We start from the raw sequence: 22078 nt of genomic DNA on the forward strand, positions 1-22078 counted from the left end.
TCAGTGCGTGGGCCGCAGGACGGCGGCGAGGTCGGGGCGGGGATCCAGCTGCAGGTTCTGCTCCACGCTGCGCAGGTGCTGCTCCAGCAGCCGCACGGCGGCCCGGGCGTCGCGGCGCGCCAGGGCATCGACGATGGCCGCGTGCTCCGCCTGCGAATGGGTGGCCGAGTGCGAGGACTGGTACATGAGCGAGATCAGCTGCGAGCGGCTGAGCAGGTCGGCCAGCAGGCTCGCCAGCACCTCGTTGCCCAGCATGCGCGCCAGCAGCACGTGGAAATCGGCCAGCAGCCGCGTGCGGCCCGGCACGTCGGCGCGCGCGACGGCCTGGCGCTCGCCCTGCAGGTGCTGGCGCAGCTGGGCCAGCTGCGCCTCGGTGATGCGGGCACAGAGTTCGCGCACCATGCCCGTCTCCAACAGGCGCCGGACCTCGAACACCTCGCGCGCCTCCTCGACGCTGGGGGTGGCCACGAAGGCGCCGCGCGCGGGCGCCAGCGTCACCAGCCGGTCCCGGCTGAGCTGGTTCAGCGCCTGCCGCACGATGGTGCGCGACACCGCGAACACGTCCGCGATCTGCTGCTCGACCAGCCGGGTGCCGGGCATGAGGCGCCGCTCCACGATGGCCGTGGTGATGCTCTCCACGATCTGCGCGGTCGCGCCCGACGCTGCCGCGGCGCGCGGTGCCGCGGGGACGAGCTTGAGCCGGGGAGCGCGGGTTCTGGCCATGGGCGGGTCGAAATGGAATCCGAAGTGTATACACTAATTATCGCAGCGCCAAGACAACGCCCGCCTGGATCGCGCTGCAGAAATCGCAGGGCGGGACGCCGATGGGCACAAACCCTGAGGCTTGCGCGCCGCAAGGTGTATACACTTTCGAGGTCGCAGCGGGTCCGTCCGGCCGCAGACCTCCCGGGGCTGCACGCACGGTCATCGCGACGCTGTCGCCTCACAGTGCCCGCCGTGGTGAGGAAACCGCAGGCCGGGCCTGCGCCTTTCCTCGCACGCGACACGGCCATGGACGCCTCTTACCTTCTGGACCTTGCCGGCTTCTTCCTGCGCTGGCTGCACGTCATCACCGCCATCGCCTGGATAGGCGCCTCGTTCTACTTCGTGATGCTGGACAACAGCCTCACCCCGCCCTCGCACCGCGACCTGCAGGACAAGGGCGTGGACGGCGAGATGTGGGCGGTGCACGGCGGCGGCTTCTACCACTCGAACAAGTACATGGTGGCGCCGCGCTGGCTGCCGCTGCCCGCCCGGCTGCACTGGTCCTACTGGGAAAGCTATTCCACCTGGCTGAGCGGCTTCGCGCTGTTCACCGTGCTGTACCTGTTCAACGCGCGCAACTTCCTCATCGACCGGGCGGTGTTCGACTGGACCCCGGCGGCCGCCGTGGCCAGCGCGCTCGGCTTCCTGGTGGCGTTCTGGCTGCTGTACGACACGATCTGCCGCACGCTCGGCCAGGGCCCGCGCGGCGATGCGGTGGTGGGCGCCTGCGTGGCCGCGCTGGTGGTGGCGGCGGCCTGGCTGGCCTGCCAGCTCTTCGCCGGGCGCGCGGCCTTCCTGCTGGTGGGGGCGATGATGGCGACGGCCATGAGCGCCAACGTGTTCGTGTGGATCATCCCCGGCCAGCGCAAGGTGGTGGCCGCCCTGCGCGCGGGCCAGCAGCCCGACCCGGTCCACGGCCGGCGCGGCAAGCAGCGCAGCGTGCACAACACCTACTTCACGCTGCCGGTGCTGGTGGCGATGATCTCCAACCACTACGGCTGGATCTACCAGGCGCCGCATGCCTGGGCCGCGCTGGTGCTGCTGATGGGTGCCAGCGCGCTGGTGCGCCACAGCTTCGTGGCGCGTCACCGCGCCCACGCCCAGGGCCGGCCCGCCTCCTGGCGCCACGCGGCGCTGGGCACGGCCTTCCTGGTGGTGTTCTGCGTCTGGCTGGCCCCGCCGCCACGCGCAACGGCCGCGCCACAGCTCGCCGGCACCTCCCCGGCCGGCGCCGAGGTCCCCGTCCGCTTCGCCGCCGTGCAGGGCGTGGTCACGCAGCGCTGCGTGCCCTGCCACAACGCGCAGGTCGCCAACAAGGGTATTGAACTTCACACGCCCGAGCTGCTGGCACGGAACTCGCAAGCCGTCTACCAGCAGGCCGTCGTGCTCAAGCTCATGCCCATGAACAACGCCACCGGGATCACGGACGACGAACGCGAGCTGATCCGCCGCTGGTACGAGGCTGGCGCGGCCCTGCACTGAGCAGGCCGCCGTTTCCCTGGCGTCGCGCGTGCGGCGCCTTCGCAACCTGAGGAGAACGTCATGGCATCCCCCGAAGTCCACCCGGTGGACGAAAAGCTTCCCGCGGGGCGTCTGGCCGCGCTGGGCCTGCAGCACGTGCTGGTGATGTACGCGGGCGCGATCGCGGTGCCGCTGATCGTGGGCCGCGCGCTCAAGCTCACGCCGGCGCAGGTGGCGATGCTGATCAGCGCCGACCTGTTCTGCTGCGGCCTCGTCACGCTGGTGCAGAGCCTGGGCGTGACACGCTGGTTCGGCATCCGGCTGCCGGTGATGATGGGGGTCACCTTCGCCGCCGTCGGGCCCATGGTCTCGTTCGCCAATGCGATGCCCGGCGTGGACGGCGCGCGCGCCCTGTTCGGCGCGATCATGGGCGCGGGCGTGGTCTCCATGCTCATCGCGCCCCTGGTCAGCCGGCTGTTGCGTTTCTTTCCGCCCGTGGTGACGGGCACCATCATTGCCATCATCGGCATCAGCCTGATGCGGGTGGGCGTGGGCTGGGCCACGGGCGGCCCCGCGCCCATGGCGCAGAGCGTGGACGTGCCCAGGCTGGTGGCCATGGTGGACGCGGCCAAGGCGGCCGCCGCCGCCGCCGTGCCGGCCGCGCCCGGCGCGAGCGCCGCGGCAATCAAGCTCGCCGGCCCCATCCCCATGGTCGACAACCCGGGCTACGGTGCGCTGGACAACCTGGCCATCGCCGCGGCGGTGCTGGTCTTCATCCTGCTGCTGGTGAAGTACGCCAAGGGCTTCCTGGCCAACGTGTCGGTGCTGCTGGGCATCGTGGTGGGCTGCGCGGTGGCGGCCGGCCTGGGCAAGATGGGCTTCGAGAAGGTCGGCAAGGCCGCCTGGTTCGACCTGGTCACGCCCTTCGCCTTCGGCCTGCCGACCTTCGACCCGGTGATGATCCTCACCATGAGCCTGGTGATGCTGGTGGTGATGATCGAGTCCACCGGCATGTTCCTCGCGCTCTCCGACATGACCGGCAAGCCGCTGGACGCGCCGGCGCTGGCGGCCGGGCTGCGCACCGACGGCCTGGGCACGCTGATCGGCGGGCTCTTCAACACCTTCCCCTACACCAGCTTCTCGCAGAACGTCGGGCTGGTGGGTGTGACCGGTGTGCGCAGCCGCTGGGTCTGCGTGGCCGCCGGCCTGATCATGCTGGTGCTGGGCCTGGTGCCCAAGATGGGCGCGCTGGTCGAGTCCATCCCGCAGTTCGTGCTCGGCGGTGCGGGCCTGGTCATGTTCGGCATGGTGGCCGCGACCGGCATCCGCATCCTGTCGGGCGTGGACTTCGGCAACCGGCACAACCTCTACATCGTCGCCCTGTCTATCGGCTTCGGCCTGATCCCGCTGGTGGCGCCGCGCTGGTTCCAGCAGATGCCGCATGCGCTGCACCCGCTGCTGGAGTCCGGCATCCTGCTGACCTCGCTGGCCGCGGTGGCCCTGAACCTCTTCTTCAACGGCGCGCGGGAAGACCGTGCGGCCGCCGTGGGCGCCGCACGCGCCGCACAGGCGCACTGACGAGCAGGCCGGCCGGCCCGGGGCGTTCCGGCCCGGCCGGCCAAGCCCCCGCGTTTGCGCAGGGCGGGCCGCGGCGCTACGCTGGCTGCATCCCACGGAGCCCTGCATGACCGCCCTGCCGCATTTCCTCGACTACGACCCCGACGACATCGACGTCCGTGTCGCGGAGATGATCGTCGCCACCCATGACACGGCCGACCCGCTGGCCCACCCTGGCGTGGCCGATGCGCTGGGCATCCTGCGCCGGCACCTGAAGATGGACGTGGTCTTCGTCTCGCAACTCCAGGACGGCCGGCGCAGCTTCAAGGTGGTGGACAGCGCAGCGCACGTGACTCGCGTGGTGGCGGGCCAGTCGGACCCGGCGGAGGAGACCTGGTGCAAGCACGTGGTCGAGGGCCGCATGCCGCAGTTCCTGCGCGACGCGAAGCCCCAGGTCGAGGCGGGCGTGCTGCCCGACCCGGGCATGGACATCGGCACCTACATGAGCACGCCCATCACGCTCAAGAACGGCGAGGTCTACGGCACCCTGTGCTGCCTGAGCCAGGACGTGGTGGACGGGGTGAGCGAGCTGGACCTGCGGCGCCTGCAGATCGCCGCGCAATTGCTGGCCGAAGACCTGCACAAGTCCGGCGTTGGCGCGGAGCTGACGCTGGAACCCAAGGACGGGCTGGCGCCGCGCCGCTGAGCGCGGGCTCCAGCCATGCTCCTGCCACGGCAATTGCCGGTCGCCAGCGGGCGTTTCCGTCCGACAGGGCCGCGCTGCCGCAGTCCCCACACTCGCCCCATGAAAAAGAATACAAGCTCCCCCGGCCGCCGTGCGGCCTTCATCGCAGCAGCATCGTTCACGCTCTGCACCGTCGCCCTGGCGCAGCAGGCCGCCACCTGGCCGGTGGGCGTGGGCCCCCAGCCGGCGCTGCCGGCGCCGCAGGAGGACGGTTTCATCCCGCGCGTGAACATCGCCCGGGCCGAAGGCTGGCCCACCGGGGGCATGCCCACCGCAGCGGCCGGCTTCCACGTCACGGCACTGGCCACCGGGCTGGACCATCCGCGCAACGTCTACACCCTGCCCAACGGCGACGTGCTGGTGGCCGAGAGCAACCGCCCGCCGCCCCTGGACGGGCAGAAGGACAAGATGGCCGAGGGCCTGCGCGGCCACGGCATGAAGATCGTGCAGGCCGAGGCCGGGGCCGGCGTGCCCAGCCCGAACAAGATCGTGCTGCTGCGCGACACGCGCGGCGACGGGCGGGCGGAGCTGCGCACCGACTTCATGACCGGGCTGTTCTCGCCCTTCGGCATGGTGCTGGTGGGCGACACGCTCTACATCGCGGACGCCGACGCGATCGTCAAGGTGCCCTACCACGCGGGCGAGACCCAGATCACCGAGAAGCCGGTCAAGCTCACCGACCTGCCCGCCGGCGCGAACCACCACTGGACCAAGAACCTGGTGGCCAGCGCCGACGGCAAGACGCTCTACGCGAGCGTGGGCTCCAACAGCAACATCGGCGACAACGGCATGGCCTCCGAGGAAGGGCGTGCCGCGATCTGGGCCGTGGACATCGCCACCGGCCAGAAGCGGCTGTACGCCAGCGGCCTGCGCAACCCGACCGCCATGGCCTGGGAACCGCAGAGCCATGCCTTGTGGGCGGTGGCCAACGAACGCGACGAACTCGGCAACGACCTGGTGCCCGACTACCTCACCTCCATCAAGGAGGGGGCCTTCTACGGCTGGCCCTGGAGCTACTGGGGCCAGCACGTGGACCCGCGCGTGAAGCCGGCCAACCCGCAGCAGGTGGCGCGCGCCATCGCCCCCGACTTCGGCCTGGGCTCGCACGTCGCGCCCCTGGGCCTGGCCTTCGCCGACGGCCGCCTGCCGGGCGGCTTCGCGAACGGCGCCTTCGTGGGCGAGCACGGGTCCTGGAACCGCGAGCCGCGCTCGGGCTATGAGGTCGTCTTCGTGCCCTTCAAGGACGGCAAGCCCGCCGGCCCGCCGCAGCCCTTCCTGACCGGGTTCGTGTCGCAGCAGGGCAAGGCCTGGGGCCGCCCGGTGGGCGTGGCCCTGGACGCGCACGGCGCCCTGCTGGTGGCCGACGACGTGGGCAACGCGGTCTGGCGGGTGGCGCCGGGCTCCTGACCCGGCGCCAGCCCGCCCGCCGCGCGCGTCAGCGGTGCGGCGCCCGCTGCGCGAACGCCGTGTCCAGCGTGGCCAGGGCGGTGGCGATGCGCTGGCGCTCGGCCGCGATCCACGCGTCCTGCGCCGCGATGCGCTGGCGCGCCGCCGCCAGCATGCGGTCCATCTCGGCCGGCTGCGGGCCGCCCGCGGTGGCCCGCGCGCGCACGATGGCGACCGGGTCCAGCGCGGCGCGGAACTCGGCTTCGCTCATCGGCAGCTCGGCCCCGGGCGCAGGGGCCAGGGCCTCGCGGTAGATGCGGCGCGCCTGCGCGTAGGGGAAATCGGGCGGCCGGATGTCGTGGGCCCGCGCGTAGTCGACCAGTTCCGAGGCGAAATGGTGGCCGACGCGGAAGGGCACGCCCCACTTGCGCATCAGCGTGTCCGCGATCTCCTGCGACGCCGTCCAGTCGCTGTTCAGCGCGTCCAGCGCACGCTGCGGGTCCACCACCATCGCGTCCAGGATCTTCTGCCAGCCCTGCAGGGCCGTGACGCCGCTGCGCACCAGGGCAACCCCGTCACGCACCTCCTTCGCGTCCGACATGCCGGGCGGCAGGTTGTGCGCGCGCATCACCGGGCCCAGCGACAGGTCGACCGCGGTGGACGCGTCGCGCCGGGTGCTGTTGAGCAGGCCGGGGTTGTGCTTCTGCGGCATGGCGCTGGAGACATAGGTGGCGCCGCCCCGGTCGGCCAGCAGGATCCAGGGGCGCGGGCCCGCGTACTGCACCATGAGGTCCTGCACGAAGGCGCCCGTGTGCAGGCCGATCGAGCTGACCAGCGCGCCGGTCTCCACGGCCGCGTCCACCGGCGAGACCTGCGCGGCATCGAAGGCGTTCTCGACCAGCGCCGGGAAGCCGAGGTAGGCGGCCATGCGGGCCCGGTCCAGCGGCCAGCTGGTGCCGTTCAGCACGGTGGTGCCCATGGGCGAGCGGTCGATGCGGGCGTAGGCCTCGCGCAGCCGCTGCGCGTCGCGGTCCAGCCCGGCCGCATGGCCCAGCAAGGCATGGCCCAGGCTGTTGGGCTGCGCCGCCACGCCGTTGGTGTAGTTGGGCACGATGGTGTCGCGCTGCTTCGCGGCCATCTCCACCAGGTCGCGCGTGGTGCGGTTGAGCTGCTCGGCCAGGCCCAGCATGTCGTCGCGCAGCATGGCGGCGCGCGTGGTGGCCAGCATGTCCTGGCTGGAGCGCCCCGCATGCAGCAGGGTCACCTCGGGGCCACCCGCCTGGATCAGCAGCGGCTCGTAGGTGATCACGTTGACCGGCCGCTTGCCGCCGGGCTGGTCGCCCTGCGCGATCACCTGCGACAGCGCGGCGGCCACGCGCGGCGCGACGTCCGGCGCCAGCAGTCCCTGGTCGGTGTTGGTGAGCCAGGAGGCCTTGTTGATTTCCGAAAGCCAGAAGAACTCGTCGTGGACCGCCGCCGGCGCCTGGGCGGCCGCGGGCAGCGCCAGGGCCGCGCAGGCCAGGGCGATGCAGGGAGCGAGGAGGAACTGTCGCATGCACGATCTCCTTGGTGGGCTGCGCATGCTACCCGGGCGGCGCCGCGGCGCGAAGGTGCGCCACGCGGGCAGTGGCGCCAGCGCACTGGCGACCCGGGTTAATGCTGATCATCGGCGGGGACAGGCCGGCTAGGCTGGGCGCTCCACAGCTGTTCTGGAGTTTTCTTCGATGAAGATCGCCTCACTGCTCCTGGCGCTGGCCTGCACGGCCGTCGCCGCGCCCGCCCGGGCCGAGCCTCCCACGGTGGAGCTCACCTGGATGTCCATCGCCAACTGGGACATCCGCATTGGCGGCAAGCGCATCATGATGGACGGCTACTTCAGCCGCCTGCCCGCCTCCCTGTTCTACCCGCCGCCGGACCTGCCCAACGACATGTACGCCTACACCAAGGCGCCGGCCGGGGTCGATATGGACGCGATCCGCAAGGTGCGCGACGCCGAGCTGGGCGCCGACAAGCTGGACCTGCTGCTGGTGGGCCACAGCCACTGGGACCACAGCTGGGATTCGCCGGCCTGGGCCAAGCTCACGGGCGCGAAGATGGTGGGCGGCGCGAGCACCTGCCTGCAGGCCCTGGCGCAAGGCGTGCCCAAGGACCAGTGCCGCAGCGTCAACGGCGGCGAGAAGATCGACCTGGGCGATGGCGTGGTGATGCGCGTGGTGCGCTTCAACCACAGCGGCGACGCCAGCAACCCGATCCAGCACTTCGCCCGCGAGCTGTACCGCCCGCCCGTGGCCGACCCGGCGACGGGCGGCTTCCGGGCCGGTGTCGGCGAGGACTTCCCCAATGGCGGCGGCAACCGCGCCTTCCTCTTCACCATCGACCGGCCGGGCGAGAAGCGGCTCTCCTTCTTCATCAACAACTCCTCCAGCGCCTTCGACCTGGACAAGGACATCGTCGTCGACGGCGTGAACTACGGCTCGCCCATCGGCAACCTGGCCGCCGCCATGAAAGACGCCGGCCTGACGCAGGTGGACGCCTGGATAGGCACGGGCGGCAAGCCGGTGGCGGAGATGGTGGTCCCGGTGATCCAGCCGCGCACCTACATCCCCAACCATTGGGACGGCCTGTTCAATCCCTTCTGGCCCGGCCTGCCCTACCCGTTCAAGGACGAGGCGCTGCAGGCTTACCTGCAGGCGCAGAAGGTGGCGCTGATGCCGCAGACGCAATACTTCGACAAGTACGTGCTGGGCAGCGACGGCGTGCGCATGGACGCCAACGCCGAGGTCAAGCGCAAGCTCGGCTTCGCGCAGCGCCAGCCCTTCAAGCAGGCCCTGCTGGACGCGGTGGACGAGGTCGCGTCCACCAGCATGGGCGACGACTGCGGCGAAGGCTTCGCGCCGCCGCCGCCCTGGGCCAACCGGCTGGCGCAACTGGAGCGTGCGGGCCAGCGCTGACCCCGCACGCGTGAGCTCACCCGCCGGCGCGGCGCCGGCGGCCGCTTTACTCACCCCGGTGCGGCAAGCCCCCGCCTTCCAGGCTGCGGGGCCGGCACCGCAGCCTCCCGCACGGGGGGTGCGGGGGCTGTACGAGTTGGTGGGGTGAACGCGGACAGGCTGACGCCCGCCAGTCGTGCCCAGTGCGCCCGCTGCGCGGGGCTGGCCCACCACTCGGTCCCGTAGCGCGCACGGCCCTCGCGCACCATCTGTAGCGCCATCCGCGCCGCCTCGGGGTTTCCCTGGTCCGCCGCGGCGGCGAAGCGGGCGTAGGCCGCGACATAGCGACCCTGCGCGTAGAGATCGAGCGCGCCGTCCAGGACTGCGTCCTGCTGGCGCAGCACGAGCGCGGCCGCGCAGGCCACGACCCAGGCGGCGATGACGATGACGAGCTTGCGCAGCGCGTCCATGGCGCCTTCAGAGGCGGGTGGGCACGGTGACGCCGTGCAGCAGGGCCGGGTCCTCGCGCTGCGCCAGGCACTGGCGCGCCAGCAGCGGCAGCGCGCCCGCCACCAGCGCCGACAGCCAGCCGCCCACCAGGCCCAGGGGCACCAGGGTGGCCGCCAGGGTGCCCAGGAAGAAGGCCTTGGCCACCAGCCCGTGCACATACGAGCGCAGGAAGGCGCGCAGGTTGGCCAGGGGCCAGCGACCGTGCACCAGCACCATGGTGGTGATGCCGACGACCGGGATGGTGGCGACCAGCCCGCACCACTGGGCGGGCGCCTCGCGCGAGGCCAGGGTCGCGATCATCGAGACCAGCCCCGAGACGCCGGCGCTGAAGGAGATGTCGCGCACCCGCGCATGCGAGTGCGCCGGCGGCGCCTGCACCGGCGGCATTCCGGCGTAGGCGATGGCGAAGCAGGCCAGCGTGAAGAGCAGGACCCCCACGCCGTCGCCCATGAGGAAGCGGGTGCCGGCGCAGACGGCGAGGGTGCCGGCGGTGGAGGCGCCCAGGGCCAGGGCACGGCCATGGCGCCGCGCCGCCAGCGCGTAGAACAGCGTGTGCAGCGCGGTGAGCCCCGTCGCATACAGCGCGGAGAGGGCGGCCGCGGCCGCGAACGCGGCCCCATGGTCCCGCCCCAGCCAGGCGAGGGCCGGGACCGAGGTCACCGGGATGGCAGCCACCAGCCCGGCCAGCACGTGGCCCCCCTTGCGCAGCAGCACCAGCGCCATGGCGACGGCCGCCAGGGTGCCCAGGCCCCGGCCGAGCAGGGCGGGTGTCGCGGCGGCGTACAGGGATATCGACAAGGCGTGCATGCTTGCTCCAACGCCCCCCGGGGCGGTTGGAGCGAACTGTAGGAAGCGGGGCGGGCCCCCACCATCCCGCGATCGCGCGCCGTGGGGCGCGGGACACACCGCCTATGCGTGACGCGGCGGCAGCGGCAGCTGGAGCGCGAGGCGGGTGCCGGGGTGCGCGGCCTCGATCGCGAGGGTGGCGCCCAGGCGGCGCGCGCGCGCGCGCATGTTGTCCAAGCCCCGGCTGCCAGGGCCCGGCGCGTCCTTCAGGCCCACGCCGTCGTCGCGCACGGCCAGGCACAGCGCGCCGTCCTCCACCGCGATGCCGACCTCGACCCGCTTCGCCCTGGCGTGCTTCATCACGTTGGCCAGGCCTTCCTGCGCGATGCGCAGCACCTGCAGCGCCGTCGCGGCGGGCAGCTCCAGCGTGTCGCCCGCGCCGCGCACGGCCCAGTGCGAAGCCAGCCCGGCCTGGGCCAGCTGCGCTTCCCAGCGGAAGCGGAAGCTGCCCCAGGCGGCGAGGAAGTCGTTGCCGTCCGGCGTCATGGCCTCCAGCACCAGCCGCATGTCGGCGATGCAGGCGCGCAGGGCGCTCGCGATGTCCTCGCGCTCGAGCTCGTCGCGCTCCACGCGCGACAGCGTGACGAAGAGCTGGGAGCCCAGGCCGTCGTGCAGGTCGCGCATGATGCGCTGGCGCTCCTCGTCGGCGGCGATCTGGCGCTCCAGCCGGCGCAGCCGGGCGTGGTTCTCTTCCAGGGCCCGCGTGCGCTCGGCCACCCGCTCCTCCAGCCGGGTGTTGGCCTGGCGCAGGCCGGCGTGCGCGGCCCCCAGCTCCGAGAACAGCCGCGCGTTGGCGATGGCGATGGCCGCCTGCCCGGCCAGCACGCCGGCCAGCGTGGTGCGCTCGGGCGTGAAGCAGCCCGCCGTCAGCTCGTTCTCGAGGTACAGCACGCCCAGCACGTCACGCGCCGCCACCACGGGCACGCAGAGCACGGAGACGCCGGCGCGGCCGTGCCAGCGCGGCGAGGCGCCCCAGGGGTGGGGTGCGCACGCATCCTCCAGCACCAGGGCCTCGCCGCCCTGCTGCACGGCCCGCAGCAGCGGGGCCGGCAGCAGCGTCTGCGCGAGGGGCACGGGCGTGGGCGGCTCCTGCCGCGCCCCGGCCTCGGCGCGCTGGGCCGCGAGCACGAGCTGGCCGTCCAGGTGCAGCAGCAGCGCGGCATAGCGCGCGCCCGCGTTTTCCATCGCCTGCTGCAGCAGGCGCGCGGCCACGGCCGCCATCTCCAGCTCCGCGCTGATGGATTGCGAGGCCTTCACCAGCGTCAGCGTGTCCAGCGGCACCGCATGGGCCCCGCTGCGCGGGCGGGCGAAGCCGGGCATGTCCTCCTCGATCTGCCGCACCATGCAGGTGGCGCCCCACTGCGAATACAGGCCGTGTGCCAGCTCCAGCGCGTCGCGCAGGCCGGCCGGGTCCCCGGTGCGCGCACAGTGGCGCGCCCAGCGGTGCGCGACGATGGCCGCGTCCCCGGTGAAGCCCTGCGCACGCGCCAGCTCGACGGCCCGGCCGTACTGGCGCGAGGCCGCCGGATCGCCGGCCAGGGCGGCGAGTTCCGCCTCCAGCGAGGCCACGCGGTGCAGGTGGTTCTCCGGGCAGTGCGCCGCCCAGGCGCGCAGCTTGCGCAGGTGCTTGTGCACCAGCCGCCGCGAGGCACCCACGGGCCGCTCGCGCAGGCGCTGGGCATGCAGCAGCGCCTCGAACCAGTGGTGCAGCGGCGTCGAGAAGTTGCCGGCCATGCGGTGCAGGTTGCGCCGCACGCGCTCGCCATGCGCGACGACGTCGTCGCCGTAGAAGCCGGCCATCACGTTGAGCATCACCGCGAGCTGGTCGTGCACCAGCTCGAAGATCTCGTCGTGCGGCAACGCATCGCCCTCGCTGCGCAGCCGGCGCAGCGGCTCGATCGGGGCGCGCGGCGCACCGCCCCGCAGCAGCCCCAGCAGCCAGTCGAAGCTGGCGCAGCAGTCGAGCACCAGGGCGTTGCGGTGGCGCTCGCCCAGCGGGCGCACCTCGTGCAGCGCGTCGTCCAGCGCCGAGAGCGAGCCCATGGCGTTCCAGGTGACGCCGACGAACATGCCCGCGGCGTAGCCGGCGATCTCCGGGTTGCCGCTGCGCTCGGCCTGCTCGAAGCAGTTGCGCAGCAGCGGCAGCGTGGACGCGATCGGCACCTTCCAGTGCATCACGTAGAACAGGTGGTTGAAGCTCAGGCTGTGCGTGCCGAAGCGTTCGCCCAGCCGCACCGAGAGTTCGCCCAGCGCGTGGCCGGTGTCGATGTCGTCGAACACGCCCGACAGCACGTGGCCGGCCACCGAGATGGGCTGCCAGGACCAGGGCGTGACGCCACGCTCGAAGGCCAGCCGCGTGCCGGCCAGGCCCAGCACCGCGTAGAGCGGCGAGGCCAGCGTGTGGGCCACGCTGATGGTGGCGAAGATGAGGCGCTGCAGCTGCAGCTGCGCGGGATCGGTCGCGGCCGGCGCGTCGATCCACGCCGCCACGGGGCGGCCGCGAAGGCGCAGCCGCAGGCGCACCAGCTGCAGCACGGTGTCCAGCGTGGCGCGCTCGGTGCTCACCCGAAGCCCGAGCCGGCCCAGCGCCTCCACGCCGGCCTGCAGCGCTTCCTGCGCCCGCTGCTGGGCGACCAGCATGCGGATGCGCAGCTCGTCGCCGCGGGCCCGCGCCAGCGGATCGGCCTCCAGGCGGCGGGCCTCGGCGAGGCAGGCCTCGGCGGCCTCGAAGTCCTGCGTGAGCACGAAGGCGTCGGTCGCTTCGTGCATCAGGGCGAGTCGCTGGGCGGGCGAGAGCGGCAGGGCCGACGCCAGCGCCGTGAGCGCGGTCCGCAGCAGGCGGGCCTGCTGGGCGAAGGCCGCCGAGGCGTGCGCCTTGCCGGCCGCGCGCTGGGCCGCGAGCGCGAACTCACGCCGCGCGCCGGGGTCCAGCAGGGACAGGGCCTGCTCCAGGTGCCTGCAGCTGTCGAACAACGCCGCGTCCGTGTCCTGCACGCGCAAGGCCTGGCCCAGCCGCAGGTGCCAGTCGAGGCGGGTCGCCGCATCGGCCGATTCATAGGCCGCCTGCTGCAGCCTGTCGTGCACGAAGCGCCACGTGTGCTCGCCCTCGGGTTCGACCAGGCCCTCGGCCTGCGCGCGCTCCAGCGCGGGGGTGAGGGCCGCCAGCGGCCGGCCCGTCGCGCTCGCCAGGAGCTGCGCGCTGAACTGCCGCCCGGCCGCGGCGGCCAGTCCCAGCAGGGCGGCCTGCTCCGCCGGCAAGGTGCGCAGGCGGCTGGAGACGGCCTCCAGGGCCGAGGCGGGCAGGGCCGGCGTGGCGCCGCCCCGCGTCTCCAGCACCCAGCGGCCGCTGTCGCGCGGCATGAGCTGGCCCTGGGCCACCAGGGTGGCGAGCAACTGGCCGAGGAACAGCGGGTTGCCGCCGCTGCGCTGCGTCAGCCAGGCCAGCATGGGCTCGGGATGGGCCAGGCCCGCGGGCAGCGCGGCCTCCATCCAGCGGCGGATGTCGGCGTCCTCGAGCGCGGCGAGGTCCAGCGTGGTGTGCGGCAGTTCGGCGAACGCGGCCAGCAGGTCCGCGGGCGCCTGGGCATCGGTGCGCAGGCCGGCCACCACCAGCACGCGCCGCAGGTCGCGCTCGGCGACGGCGGCCGCGACCATGGCCAGGGTGGCGGCCTCGCTCCACTGCACGTCGTCGATGAAGAGCACCAGCACCTGCTCGCGCGTCAACTCGCGCAGCAGCGACACCAGGGCCGACAGCAGGCGCTGGCGCGCCTGCTCGGGCGGCAGCTCGATGGGGTGGGACGCGATGCCCAGCCGCCGCGCCAGGGCCGTGGACAGCACGCCCAGGGCGGCGGCCTCCGACCCGATGGGCACGCGCGCGAGGTCCGGCTGCAGCGCCAGGTTGTCCAGCAGCCCGGCCAGTGCGGGGTAGGGGCGCTGCGAGCCGTGCTGCTCGCACTTGGCCAGCGCCGTCAGCACGCCCTGGCCGCGGGCCCGCTGCAGGAACTCCAGCGCCAGGCTGCTCTTGCCGATGCCCGAGGGGCCCTGCAGCACCACCAGTTCGACACGGCCCGACTGCACGCGCGCGAGCGCCTGGTCGAGTTGCGCGCGTTCGCGCTCGCGGCCGACCACCAGCCGCGGCAGCGCGAACCGCGCGCGGGACGCGACGGGCGCCGGCACCTGCGAGGGTTGCCGCTGCTCCAGCGCGGCGATGCAGTGCGCGAGCTCCTCGGCCACGGCACGCGCGGACGCGGGGCGCTGCAGCGGCGATTTGGCCAGCATGGCGGCCACCAGTTCGGCCACGGCCGCCGGCATGTCCCGGCGCTGGGCGCGCAGGTCCTCCGGTTGCAGGGCCAGGTGCGCGTGCAGCCAGCCCAGCGGGTCGCTGGCCTCGAAGGGCAGCCGGCCGGCCAGCAGGCGGTAGGCCAGCAGGCCCAGCAGGTACAGGTCGGTGCGCGCATCGGGCTGGCTGGCGGTGCGGCCCGTGAGTTCCGGCGCGGTGTGCCGCGGATCGTCGCCCTCGCCGCCGTGGCGGGTGGCGGCGGCGACCTCGAAGGGCACGGCTTCGGCGTTGAACAGCGCCGCACGCAGCCGTTCGCCAGCGCGCACGTGCACGGTGGTGGGACGCAGCCGCAGGTGGGCGATGCGCGAACGGTGCAGCGCGTCCAGCGACTCGGCCAGGTCCCGCAGCAGGCGCAAGGCGACCGCCAGGTCCACGGGGCCGGATTTCTCCAGCCAGTCGTCGAGGAACTCACCGTCTTCGTGGGCCAGGGCCCAGGTGATGCCGGACGGACCCTCGTGCCACTCCAGCGGTGCGTGGGTGCCACCCGCGGCCTTCAGGCGTTCGGCGGTGGTGCGGTTGGCCGCGGCCGCCTCATGGCCCAGGCCGAAGCGGTGCCACAGCATGACGGGCTTGCCGCGCAGGCGGCCGCGTGCCACGACGAGCCGGTGCTCATGCCGCAGGCCCTCGAGCTCGTCGTATCGATTCGACAACGCGTTCGGGAGCATGTCGGTGCCGTGGCCGGTTTTGCGGTATGTGCGTTAGATGTGCGCGCAAGTATAGTCAGCGCCGCGGAAATGCCGCGATAGGAGTCAACACGATGGCGTCGTCCCCGGGGGATCCCTGGCCGCGTTTTCGCGGCAACGCGATGCAGACGGGCCGCGCGCCTGAGGGCCTGAAGCCCACCACGATCCCGGGCTGGACCTACCCCGCCAAGCCGCGCCACGAGGAAGGGCCGGGCCTGGCCGCACGGGGCATCTTCAATTCGGCGGTGGTCGATGCCGCAGGGAACGTGTACTCGGGCGACGCCTCGGGCCGGCTCTCCAGGATCGCGCCGCACGGCCAGGGCGAGGTCATTCACGACACCCGGGCCCTGATCGACACGACCCCGCTGCTGCACAAGGGCTTCCTCTACGTGGCCTGCGGCGACGGCTACATCTGGCGCTGGAAGGCAGGCAGCCCGGCGTCCAAGTGGTTCGGCGCGCCCCTGGAGCCGGGCGCCTTCATCAACTGGTTTGAAGGCCACCTCGGAGTTGATTCCAAAGGCAACATCGTCGCACCCAACGACAACTTTCGTGTTTACTTTCTGGACCCCGAAACTGTGTCTTCGCGGTCGCCGCTTCTGCATGCCGTGGACATGAAGGACCAGACCTGGTCGCTCGCGTGCGTGGACCCTGCCTCGGGGCGCCTCTTCATGGGCAACAACGCCATGCGGGTGCTGGACCCGCAGGCCCGCAACGTCTATGCCTTCTCGGCCGACTGGCAGCCGCTCTGGTCCTTCGCCACGGACGGCAGCGTGGTCGCGAGCCCGGCGTGGGACCGCGGCCGGCTCTTCGCGGGCTCCTTCGACGGCTACCTCCATGCCTTCGACGCCGCCACCGGCCAGCGCCTGTGGAAGTTCGCGACCGGCGACCACCTGTACGCGAGCCCTGCGATCCTGTCGAACGGGCTGGTGGTGCAGGCCAGCTGCGACGGCTGCGTCTACGCCGTCGAGCCCGGGGACGGCACCCTGGCCTGGCGCTACGACATGCCGCTGCGCCAGCCCTTCAGGTCCTCGCCGGCGGTGGGGGCCGGCGATCGCATCTGGCTGGGGACCGGCGACGGCCGCATGCTGGTGCTCGATGACCAGGGCATGCCGCTGGCCCTGCACCCGCTGGGGGTGGCGGGGCCCAGGCGCCAGGTCAATGCCTCGCCGGCCGTTGCGCCGGGCGGCATGGTGATCGGCGATTCGGAAGGCGCGCTGCACCTGGTGCCCTGGCGCGTGGCCTCGGGCCCATCCGCGCCCCCGGAGGCGGAACCCGCGGCGCCGGCCGGCTGGTCCGCCGCCCTGTACCCCACCGACCCCTGGGGCGTGGTGTCGGCCCAGCCGCCCCACCACGCCCGCCCGGGCGAGGCGCTGTGCTTCACGCTGGACGCCCGCGAATCGGACGGCAGCGGCAGCACCCGCACCATCGGCCTGCTCGACACGGTGCAGGCCTGGCCGGCCAGCCACTGGCACGCGCGGATCTCGGGCGACCGGCGCTACGTCATCGTGGAACAGGGCCCCGGCTGCACGCCGGGCGAGGTGGCGCCGCTCAAGCTGCACGTGACCTGGCGGCACTCGCCGGAACGCGAGGGCCTGCGCATGCACGGCGGCGTCGCGGGGCCGGCCTTCACCACCGCCTGCGAGATTCCCATCCTGCGAACCTCGGTGGCAGGGCGGGAGCCGCCTGCGATGCTGTGGTTCCAGCGCATCGCGATGTCGCTGCCGGCCCTGCTGCCCAGCTACAACCAGATCGGCTTCGAGACGCTGGTGTACGGCATCACGCGGGTGTGCGCGCTGAAGTCCGGCGAGTGGCTCTACCTGTGCACGGGCTGGCTGCCCGACGGCTCACCCGACATCGCGACCGGGGTGCGCTTCCCGATGCGGGGCCGCTGGGACGCCGCCACCGGCACGCTGCAGCTGCGCGGCCAGGGCGTGTATTCGGCGTTGAACGGCTTTGCCACGCACATGCACAGCTTCGCGCTGACCTGCTGGTTCGACGCGGACGGCACGCCCAGCGCGAGCCCGGTGCTGCGCATCGCCTACGCCCCCTCGGGCGTGCACTTCTACGGCCCCATGCTGGAGGCGCTGGGCATGGGCGACGACCAGCACCCGATCGAGGTGTTCGGCAGTGGCGAGATCGGCACCTGGCCGGCCCAGGGACCGGCCCTGCCCGGCCTGCACTGGACGCTGGACGCGGCGTCCGGGGACATGGTCGTGCACTGCGGGCCCGACGTGCGCTTGTCGCCCGTGCAGTTGGCGCTGGTGGTGCAGGACGAGCACGGCGAGCCCGTCACCATGGACTACGCCAGGGCCACCGGGCGTGTCACGGTGTCCGGCCAGGTCCTGCTGCGGCTGTCCCGCCCCGCGGGCATGGACGGGCCCTGGTCCAAAGCGTGCCAGGTGTGGGTGGTGGCCGACGGCGTGCCCGTGCCCGCGCGCTTCGGCAACTGATCAGAGCAGGCCCAGCACCTGGGCCTCGTACACCGCTTCACCGCGCGAGTGCACGGCGAGCTTGCGGTAGATGCGCTTGACGTGCGTCACCACCGTGTGCGCGGAGATGCCCAGCACGCCGCCCACGTCGGCGAAGTTCAGGCCCTTGGCCACCAGGCGCAGGATTTCGGTCTCCCGCTCGGTGAGCGGGCTGTCCGCGGGCGCGGCGGCGGCAGGAGATCCCGTGGCCGCCGGCGTGCCCGCGCCGGTTTGCAGCGCGTTGTCGCGGAAGCGTTGCAGCACGCGCCGGGCAATGCCGGGGCTGATGGGGGCGCCGCCGGCCCGCACGTCCAGCACCGCGGCAGCGACGCTGGCGGGCAGCGCGTCCTTCATGAGGTAGCCGGTCGCACCGGCAGCGATGCTGTCGGTGACGTGCGCGTCGTCGCCGAACATGGTCACCACCAGCACGTCGCAGTCCGGGCGGCAGGCCATGGCGTGGCGGATGATCTCGATGCCGCTGCCGTCGGGCAGGCCCAGGTCGGTGAGCACCACGTCGGGCCGTTCGGCCGCGATCAGCGCCTTGCCAGCGGCCACGCTGGAGACGGCCCCCACCAGGCGCAGCTGCGGCTCGCCGAGCACGGCCTGCGAAAAGCGCTGCAGGAAGGCCGGTTCATCTTCGACGACAAGCACGCTGACGGTCATGGCGATCCCCTAATTGCTGGCCCTTGATTCTGGCAGCTTGGCGTCTCGCGACTGTCCCCCATGGACGGGACAGCGGCCGCCACGGGCCCAGCCCCCGACGCTGCACCGCGCCTGCAAGCGCACGCCCCGCCGTCCGGTGAACACGACGCGGTGTAAGCTGCGCGGCCAGCCGATCCGCCAGCATTCCTGGGCCTGGCCGCCGCACGCATGCCAACCCAACTTCCGCACAGCCCCGCCGCCGACCGCAACAAGGCGGCGATCCTCGAGCGCCTGCAGCAGGTCCTGGGCGAACGCGGAACCGCCCTGGAAATCGCAGCCGGAACGGGACAGCACACCGCCTGGTTCGCGGCCTCGATGCCGGGCTGGACATGGCAGCCCTCGGACGCCGACCCCGGCCTGCTGCCCGCCATCGCCGCACGCGCCGCGCAGGCGGGCCTGGGCAACGTGCGCCCACCGCTGCAGCTCGACGTGACGTCGCGGCCCTGGCCACCCTTGGCGCGGGAATTCGATGCGATCTTCTGCGCAAACATGCTGCATATCGCGCCCTGGGACGCCTGCGCGGCGCTGATGCGGGGCGCGGCGCCGCTGCTGGCGCCCGGCGGCGTGCTCATCACCTACGGGCCCTACTTCGAGTACGGCGCCGCGCCGGCGCCCGGCAACCTCGCCTTCGACGAGAGCCTGCGGGCCCGCGACCCGCGCTGGGGCGTGCGCCGCCTGGAAGCCGTCTGCGGCGAGGCCCGCGCCGCCGGGCTCACGCTGGCGCAACGGCTGGAGATGCCAGCCAACAACCTGCTGCTGGTGTTCAGGGCGACCTGAGCGCGCCGCCGCGTGGGGGCGGGGCACGCATTGACGAGGCGCCCGCAGGCAACGACGATCGCAGGCTTGCGGGCTGGCGGTTGCCGGCGCGCCCCACGCCCGGAGACCTGATGCATCCCCCCTCCACGGACTACCTGGTCGTCGGCGGCGGCGCCACCGGCCTGGCCTTCGCCGACACGCTGATCGCCGAGACGAGCGACCTGACCGTCACGATCGCGGACCTGCGCGGCCGCCCCGGCGGCCACTGGAACGACGCCTACCCCTTCGTGGCCCTGCACCAGCCCTCGGCCTTCTACGGCGTGAACTCGACGCCCCTGGGCCGCGGCACGCTGGACACGCAGGGCCCCAACGCGGGCCTGTTCGAACTCGCGTCCGGGGTCGAGGTCGTCAGCTATTTCGACACCGTGCTGCGCCAGAAGCTGCTGGCCAGCGGCCGCGTGCACTACCTGCCCATGACCGAGCACCTGGGCGGCCACAGGCTGCGCTCCGTGCTGACGGGCGAGGCCTTCGACATCGAGGTGCGCCGCCGCGTCGTGGATGCGCGCTACCAGGCGCCCAGCATTCCGGCCACCCACCGCCGCAAGTTCGAGGTCGCGCCCGGGGTCCGAATCGCCCAGCCCCGGGAGCTGGCGCAACTCGGGCTGGCGCAGGGCGAGTGGCCGCGGCATTTCGCGATCCTGGGGGCCGGCAAGACGGCCATGGACGTGGGCGTCTGGCTGCTCGGTGCGGGCGTTCCGGCCGATCGAATCACCTGGGTGATGCCGCGGGACTCCTGGCTGATGAACCGTCGCACCACGCAGCCGGGCATGGCCTTCTTCCACGATGCGATCGGCGGCCAGGCCACGCTGATGCGCGCCTGTGCCGACGCGTCGTCCGCCGACGACCTGTTCCTGCGGCTCGAACGCGCGGGCAACATGTTCAGGATTGCGCCCGAGGTGACGCCGCGCATGTTCCACTTCGCGACCATCTCGCAAGGCGAGGTCGACCTGCTGCGGCGCATCACCGACACCGTGCGCCTGGGCCACGTGCAGGCCGTGGAGCCCGGCGGCCTGCGGCTGGCGGGCGGCCTGCGCGAGCTGCCGCCCGGCACGCTGCACATCGACTGCACTGCCTCCGCCGTGGAGCCCAGGCCCCTGGTTCCCGTGTTCCAGCCCGGGCTGATCGTGCCGCAACTGGTACGGGCACCGCTGCCGAGCTTCAGTGCCGCCTTCATCGCCCACATCGAGGCGCTGGGCGGCGACGACGAGCGCAAGAACGCGCTGTGCCAGCCGGTGCCCTTTCCCGATGGGCCGGGCGCGTATCCGCGCACGCTGCTGGCCAACCTGCGCAACGAGGGCGCCTGGAGCCGGGACGAGCGGCTGCGCGAGTGGCTGGTCGCCAGCCGGCTCGATGGCTTCCGCAAGCTGGTCGCCGCGGTCAGGCCGGACGAGCCGGACAAGATGCGCGTGCTGGGCGCCATCCGGGACGCCCTGCCCGCCGCGCTGGCGAACCTGCAGCGGCTCGCCGCGGCCGCCTGAAGCGGCACCATCACGTGATGAAACCCTGCGCGTGCCGGCGGCGCAGCCCAGCTTCGCGCCTAGGCCTCGCCGTGCGCATGATGGGCGAGCGGCACGCAAGGCGATTCGATCGACCCGGGGCCGGTACCGTCTCGCAGGAATGATGGCGGTGAGAACACCTGCTGCGGATACGATGGTGCCATGCTCAAGTTCGAACTGGGAACGAGCGAAGGCTGCCCCACCGCGCGCCTCGAGGGACTGGTGTCCGTGGAGGCCTGGGCGAGCGTGCTGGAAGACCTGGATCGCAGCTTGCAGGCCCATGCCGGCCCACCGCGCCTGCTGATGGATCTGACGCCGCTTCTGGGCTACCTGGGCGTCCCCGAGCGCCAGGCCGTGGGGGCCCTGATGGCGCACCATCTGGCACGGATGCACAAGGTCGCGCTGGTCGTGCAGGCACACAAGATTTCCAACGTGGTGCACGACGAGGCGCAACGCCAGGGCTTGGATCTGCGCCTGTTCTCCAGCAAAAGGGAGGCCCTGGCGTGGATCCACGCCTAGCGGCGTTCTCCCGGTGCACGCCCGCCCGGCTGAGGTAACCTCCATGGATGAGGTCGCATGCGGTGGCCCGTTTTTTTGGGGATGAACTGAATGTTCAGCATGGGTTTGTCGCGGCATTCGCACCTGCTGGTGGTGTGCACCGGGGCGCCGGTCTACGAGGACTTCGTGACCTTGATCGACCTCATCGCCAACGTGTCGGGCCGCGAAGGCTGGCGCACGGTCCTAGTCGATTGCACGAGCGTCGCACCCACCTTCACGGAAGCCGAACGGATCGCCTTGGGGCAATGGGCGGGCAAGCAGCTCACCGGCTTGTACGTGGGCCTGGTGGTCAGCGACCCCAGGCGCTTCTCCGCCACGCAGAGCGCAGCGGCGACACGAGGGGGCACCCTGCAATACTTCGACACGCTGGATGCGGCCAACGCCTGGCTCGACAAGGCGTCTGTCGCGCGCTGAAAACGTCCGGCCTGCCCGGCTTCAGGCGTGCGTGACTCGAATCCCGGATACGGATACGAACAGTCACAACCTCAGCCGCTTCGTTTGGTTGCCGTTCAGGTTCGCTGACGCCTAATAGGCTCAACAACAAGGACGCATCCATGGCCACCATCCTCTCTCCCCACACCACGCCCTCGAGCACCGAGCCGGGCGCCCCGACCTCCGCCACGCCCAAGGCCCTGTGGATCACGGTGGGCGTGCTCGCCGTGGTGTCCTCCGCACTCGGCGCTGCCCTGGTGATGAAGAGCCATGACCAGCCTGCCGCCACGCCTGTCCAGGCTGCGTCCGCGCTGCCGGCCATTGCGCCTGCCGACGGCACCCCTGTCCAAGACAAGCCGATGCTGGCGCAGCCCCAGCCTGAAT

At 72.5% G+C, this 22078-nt stretch carries 16 protein-coding genes and 1 pseudogene; 11 read left to right on the plus strand and 6 right to left on the minus strand.

Annotated elements, in window-relative coordinates:
* Positions 1–723 (minus strand): GntR family transcriptional regulator, encoded by a 723-nt coding sequence (locus tag IM725_RS02855; protein WP_193779058.1) that lies wholly within the window; start codon positions 721–723, stop codon positions 1–3.
* A 288-nt stretch (positions 724–1011) separates the two neighbouring features.
* Here IM725_RS02855 and IM725_RS02860 point away from each other — a divergent pair, with 288 nt between their 5' ends.
* The 4 genes from IM725_RS02860 (at position 1012) to IM725_RS02875 (ending at position 5935) form a co-directional block, all read left to right on the plus strand.
* Positions 1012–2247 carry a urate hydroxylase PuuD gene (locus tag IM725_RS02860; RefSeq protein WP_193779059.1) on the plus strand — a complete coding sequence of 412 codons (1236 nt, stop codon included), beginning with the start codon at positions 1012–1014 and terminating at the stop codon, positions 2245–2247.
* Between the two features lie 60 nt (positions 2248–2307).
* On the plus strand, positions 2308–3804 hold the full coding sequence (locus IM725_RS02865; protein ID WP_193779060.1) for a nucleobase:cation symporter-2 family protein: 1497 nt from the start codon (positions 2308–2310) through the stop codon (positions 3802–3804).
* Positions 3805–3910: 106 nt separating this feature from the next.
* Positions 3911–4489 (plus strand): GAF domain-containing protein, encoded by a 579-nt coding sequence (locus tag IM725_RS02870; RefSeq protein WP_193779061.1) that lies wholly within the window; start codon positions 3911–3913, stop codon positions 4487–4489.
* Positions 4490–4588: 99 nt separating this feature from the next.
* A complete protein-coding gene (locus tag IM725_RS02875; RefSeq protein ID WP_193779062.1) occupies positions 4589–5935 on the plus strand; it encodes a PQQ-dependent sugar dehydrogenase in 1347 nt (448 codons plus the stop codon).
* Positions 5936–5963: 28 nt separating this feature from the next.
* Here IM725_RS02875 and IM725_RS02880 read toward each other — a convergent pair whose 3' ends face one another.
* Positions 5964–7469 carry a lyase family protein gene (locus IM725_RS02880; RefSeq protein ID WP_193779063.1) on the minus strand — a complete coding sequence of 502 codons (1506 nt, stop codon included), beginning with the start codon at positions 7467–7469 and terminating at the stop codon, positions 5964–5966.
* 169 nt (positions 7470–7638) lie between these two features.
* On the opposite strand from IM725_RS02880, the gene IM725_RS02885 reads away from it, so the two are divergent.
* Positions 7639–8865, plus strand: a complete 1227-nt coding sequence (locus tag IM725_RS02885; RefSeq protein ID WP_193779064.1) for an MBL fold metallo-hydrolase — start codon at positions 7639–7641, stop codon at positions 8863–8865.
* A 50-nt stretch (positions 8866–8915) separates the two neighbouring features.
* Here IM725_RS02885 and IM725_RS02890 read toward each other — a convergent pair whose 3' ends face one another.
* The 3 genes from IM725_RS02890 to IM725_RS02900 form a co-directional block, all read right to left on the minus strand.
* Positions 8916–9314 carry a hypothetical protein gene (locus tag IM725_RS02890; protein WP_193779065.1) on the minus strand — a complete coding sequence of 133 codons (399 nt, stop codon included), beginning with the start codon at positions 9312–9314 and terminating at the stop codon, positions 8916–8918.
* 7 nt (positions 9315–9321) lie between these two features.
* Complete coding sequence (locus tag IM725_RS02895) at positions 9322–10152, minus strand: hypothetical protein (protein WP_193779066.1); 831 nt, start codon at positions 10150–10152, stop codon at positions 9322–9324.
* A gap of 111 nt (positions 10153–10263) precedes the next feature.
* Positions 10264–15204 carry an AAA family ATPase gene (locus IM725_RS02900; protein WP_193779067.1) on the minus strand — a complete coding sequence of 1647 codons (4941 nt, stop codon included), beginning with the start codon at positions 15202–15204 and terminating at the stop codon, positions 10264–10266.
* A gap of 140 nt (positions 15205–15344) precedes the next feature.
* On the opposite strand from IM725_RS02900, the gene IM725_RS02905 reads away from it, so the two are divergent.
* The gene (locus IM725_RS02905; protein ID WP_193779068.1) at positions 15345–17672 is read left to right on the plus strand and encodes an outer membrane protein assembly factor BamB family protein; all 2328 of its coding nucleotides are present in this window, start codon (positions 15345–15347) and stop codon (positions 17670–17672) included.
* Here the strand turns inward: IM725_RS02905 and IM725_RS02910 are convergent, their stop codons facing one another.
* Positions 17673–18353: a response regulator gene (locus IM725_RS02910; RefSeq protein WP_193779069.1), complete on the minus strand. Its 681-nt coding sequence runs from the start codon at positions 18351–18353 to the stop codon at positions 17673–17675. It lies immediately after the preceding gene.
* A 207-nt stretch (positions 18354–18560) separates the two neighbouring features.
* Here IM725_RS02910 and IM725_RS02915 point away from each other — a divergent pair, with 207 nt between their 5' ends.
* The 5 genes and pseudogenes from IM725_RS02915 to IM725_RS02935 all read left to right on the plus strand — a co-directional run.
* On the plus strand, positions 18561–19169 hold the full coding sequence (locus IM725_RS02915; protein WP_193779070.1) for a DUF938 domain-containing protein: 609 nt from the start codon (positions 18561–18563) through the stop codon (positions 19167–19169).
* A 110-nt stretch (positions 19170–19279) separates the two neighbouring features.
* The gene (locus IM725_RS02920; protein WP_193779071.1) at positions 19280–20686 is read left to right on the plus strand and encodes an NAD(P)-binding protein; all 1407 of its coding nucleotides are present in this window, start codon (positions 19280–19282) and stop codon (positions 20684–20686) included.
* A gap of 180 nt (positions 20687–20866) precedes the next feature.
* Complete coding sequence (locus IM725_RS02925; RefSeq protein WP_193779072.1) at positions 20867–21223, plus strand: STAS/SEC14 domain-containing protein; 357 nt, start codon at positions 20867–20869, stop codon at positions 21221–21223.
* A gap of 90 nt (positions 21224–21313) precedes the next feature.
* The gene (locus tag IM725_RS02930) at positions 21314–21676 is read left to right on the plus strand and encodes a hypothetical protein (RefSeq protein ID WP_193779073.1); all 363 of its coding nucleotides are present in this window, start codon (positions 21314–21316) and stop codon (positions 21674–21676) included.
* A gap of 140 nt (positions 21677–21816) precedes the next feature.
* Positions 21817–22078, plus strand: a pseudogene (locus tag IM725_RS02935) (hypothetical protein); the annotation flags it as partial.

This window comes from Ramlibacter aquaticus (genome assembly GCF_015159745.1).
Taxonomy (GTDB): domain Bacteria; phylum Pseudomonadota; class Gammaproteobacteria; order Burkholderiales; family Burkholderiaceae_C; genus Ramlibacter; species Ramlibacter aquaticus.

Coding starts and splice junctions, on each gene's coding strand:
- IM725_RS02910 (WP_193779069.1), bottom strand. CDS start 18,353: ATGACCGTCAGCGTGCTTGTCGTCGAAGATGAACCGGCCTTCCTGCAG.
- IM725_RS02925 (WP_193779072.1), top strand. CDS start 20,867: ATGCTCAAGTTCGAACTGGGAACGAGCGAAGGCTGCCCCACCGCGCGC.
- IM725_RS02900 (WP_193779067.1), bottom strand. CDS start 15,204: ATGCTCCCGAACGCGTTGTCGAATCGATACGACGAGCTCGAGGGCCTG.
- IM725_RS02930 (WP_193779073.1), top strand. CDS start 21,314: ATGTTCAGCATGGGTTTGTCGCGGCATTCGCACCTGCTGGTGGTGTGC.
- IM725_RS02860 (WP_193779059.1), top strand. CDS start 1,012: ATGGACGCCTCTTACCTTCTGGACCTTGCCGGCTTCTTCCTGCGCTGG.
- IM725_RS02920 (WP_193779071.1), top strand. CDS start 19,280: ATGCATCCCCCCTCCACGGACTACCTGGTCGTCGGCGGCGGCGCCACC.
- IM725_RS02870 (WP_193779061.1), top strand. CDS start 3,911: ATGACCGCCCTGCCGCATTTCCTCGACTACGACCCCGACGACATCGAC.
- IM725_RS02875 (WP_193779062.1), top strand. CDS start 4,589: ATGAAAAAGAATACAAGCTCCCCCGGCCGCCGTGCGGCCTTCATCGCA.
- IM725_RS02865 (WP_193779060.1), top strand. CDS start 2,308: ATGGCATCCCCCGAAGTCCACCCGGTGGACGAAAAGCTTCCCGCGGGG.
- IM725_RS02885 (WP_193779064.1), top strand. CDS start 7,639: ATGAAGATCGCCTCACTGCTCCTGGCGCTGGCCTGCACGGCCGTCGCC.
- IM725_RS02855 (WP_193779058.1), bottom strand. CDS start 723: ATGGCCAGAACCCGCGCTCCCCGGCTCAAGCTCGTCCCCGCGGCACCG.
- IM725_RS02915 (WP_193779070.1), top strand. CDS start 18,561: ATGCCAACCCAACTTCCGCACAGCCCCGCCGCCGACCGCAACAAGGCG.
- IM725_RS02890 (WP_193779065.1), bottom strand. CDS start 9,314: ATGGACGCGCTGCGCAAGCTCGTCATCGTCATCGCCGCCTGGGTCGTG.
- IM725_RS02880 (WP_193779063.1), bottom strand. CDS start 7,469: ATGCGACAGTTCCTCCTCGCTCCCTGCATCGCCCTGGCCTGCGCGGCC.
- IM725_RS02905 (WP_193779068.1), top strand. CDS start 15,345: ATGCAGACGGGCCGCGCGCCTGAGGGCCTGAAGCCCACCACGATCCCG.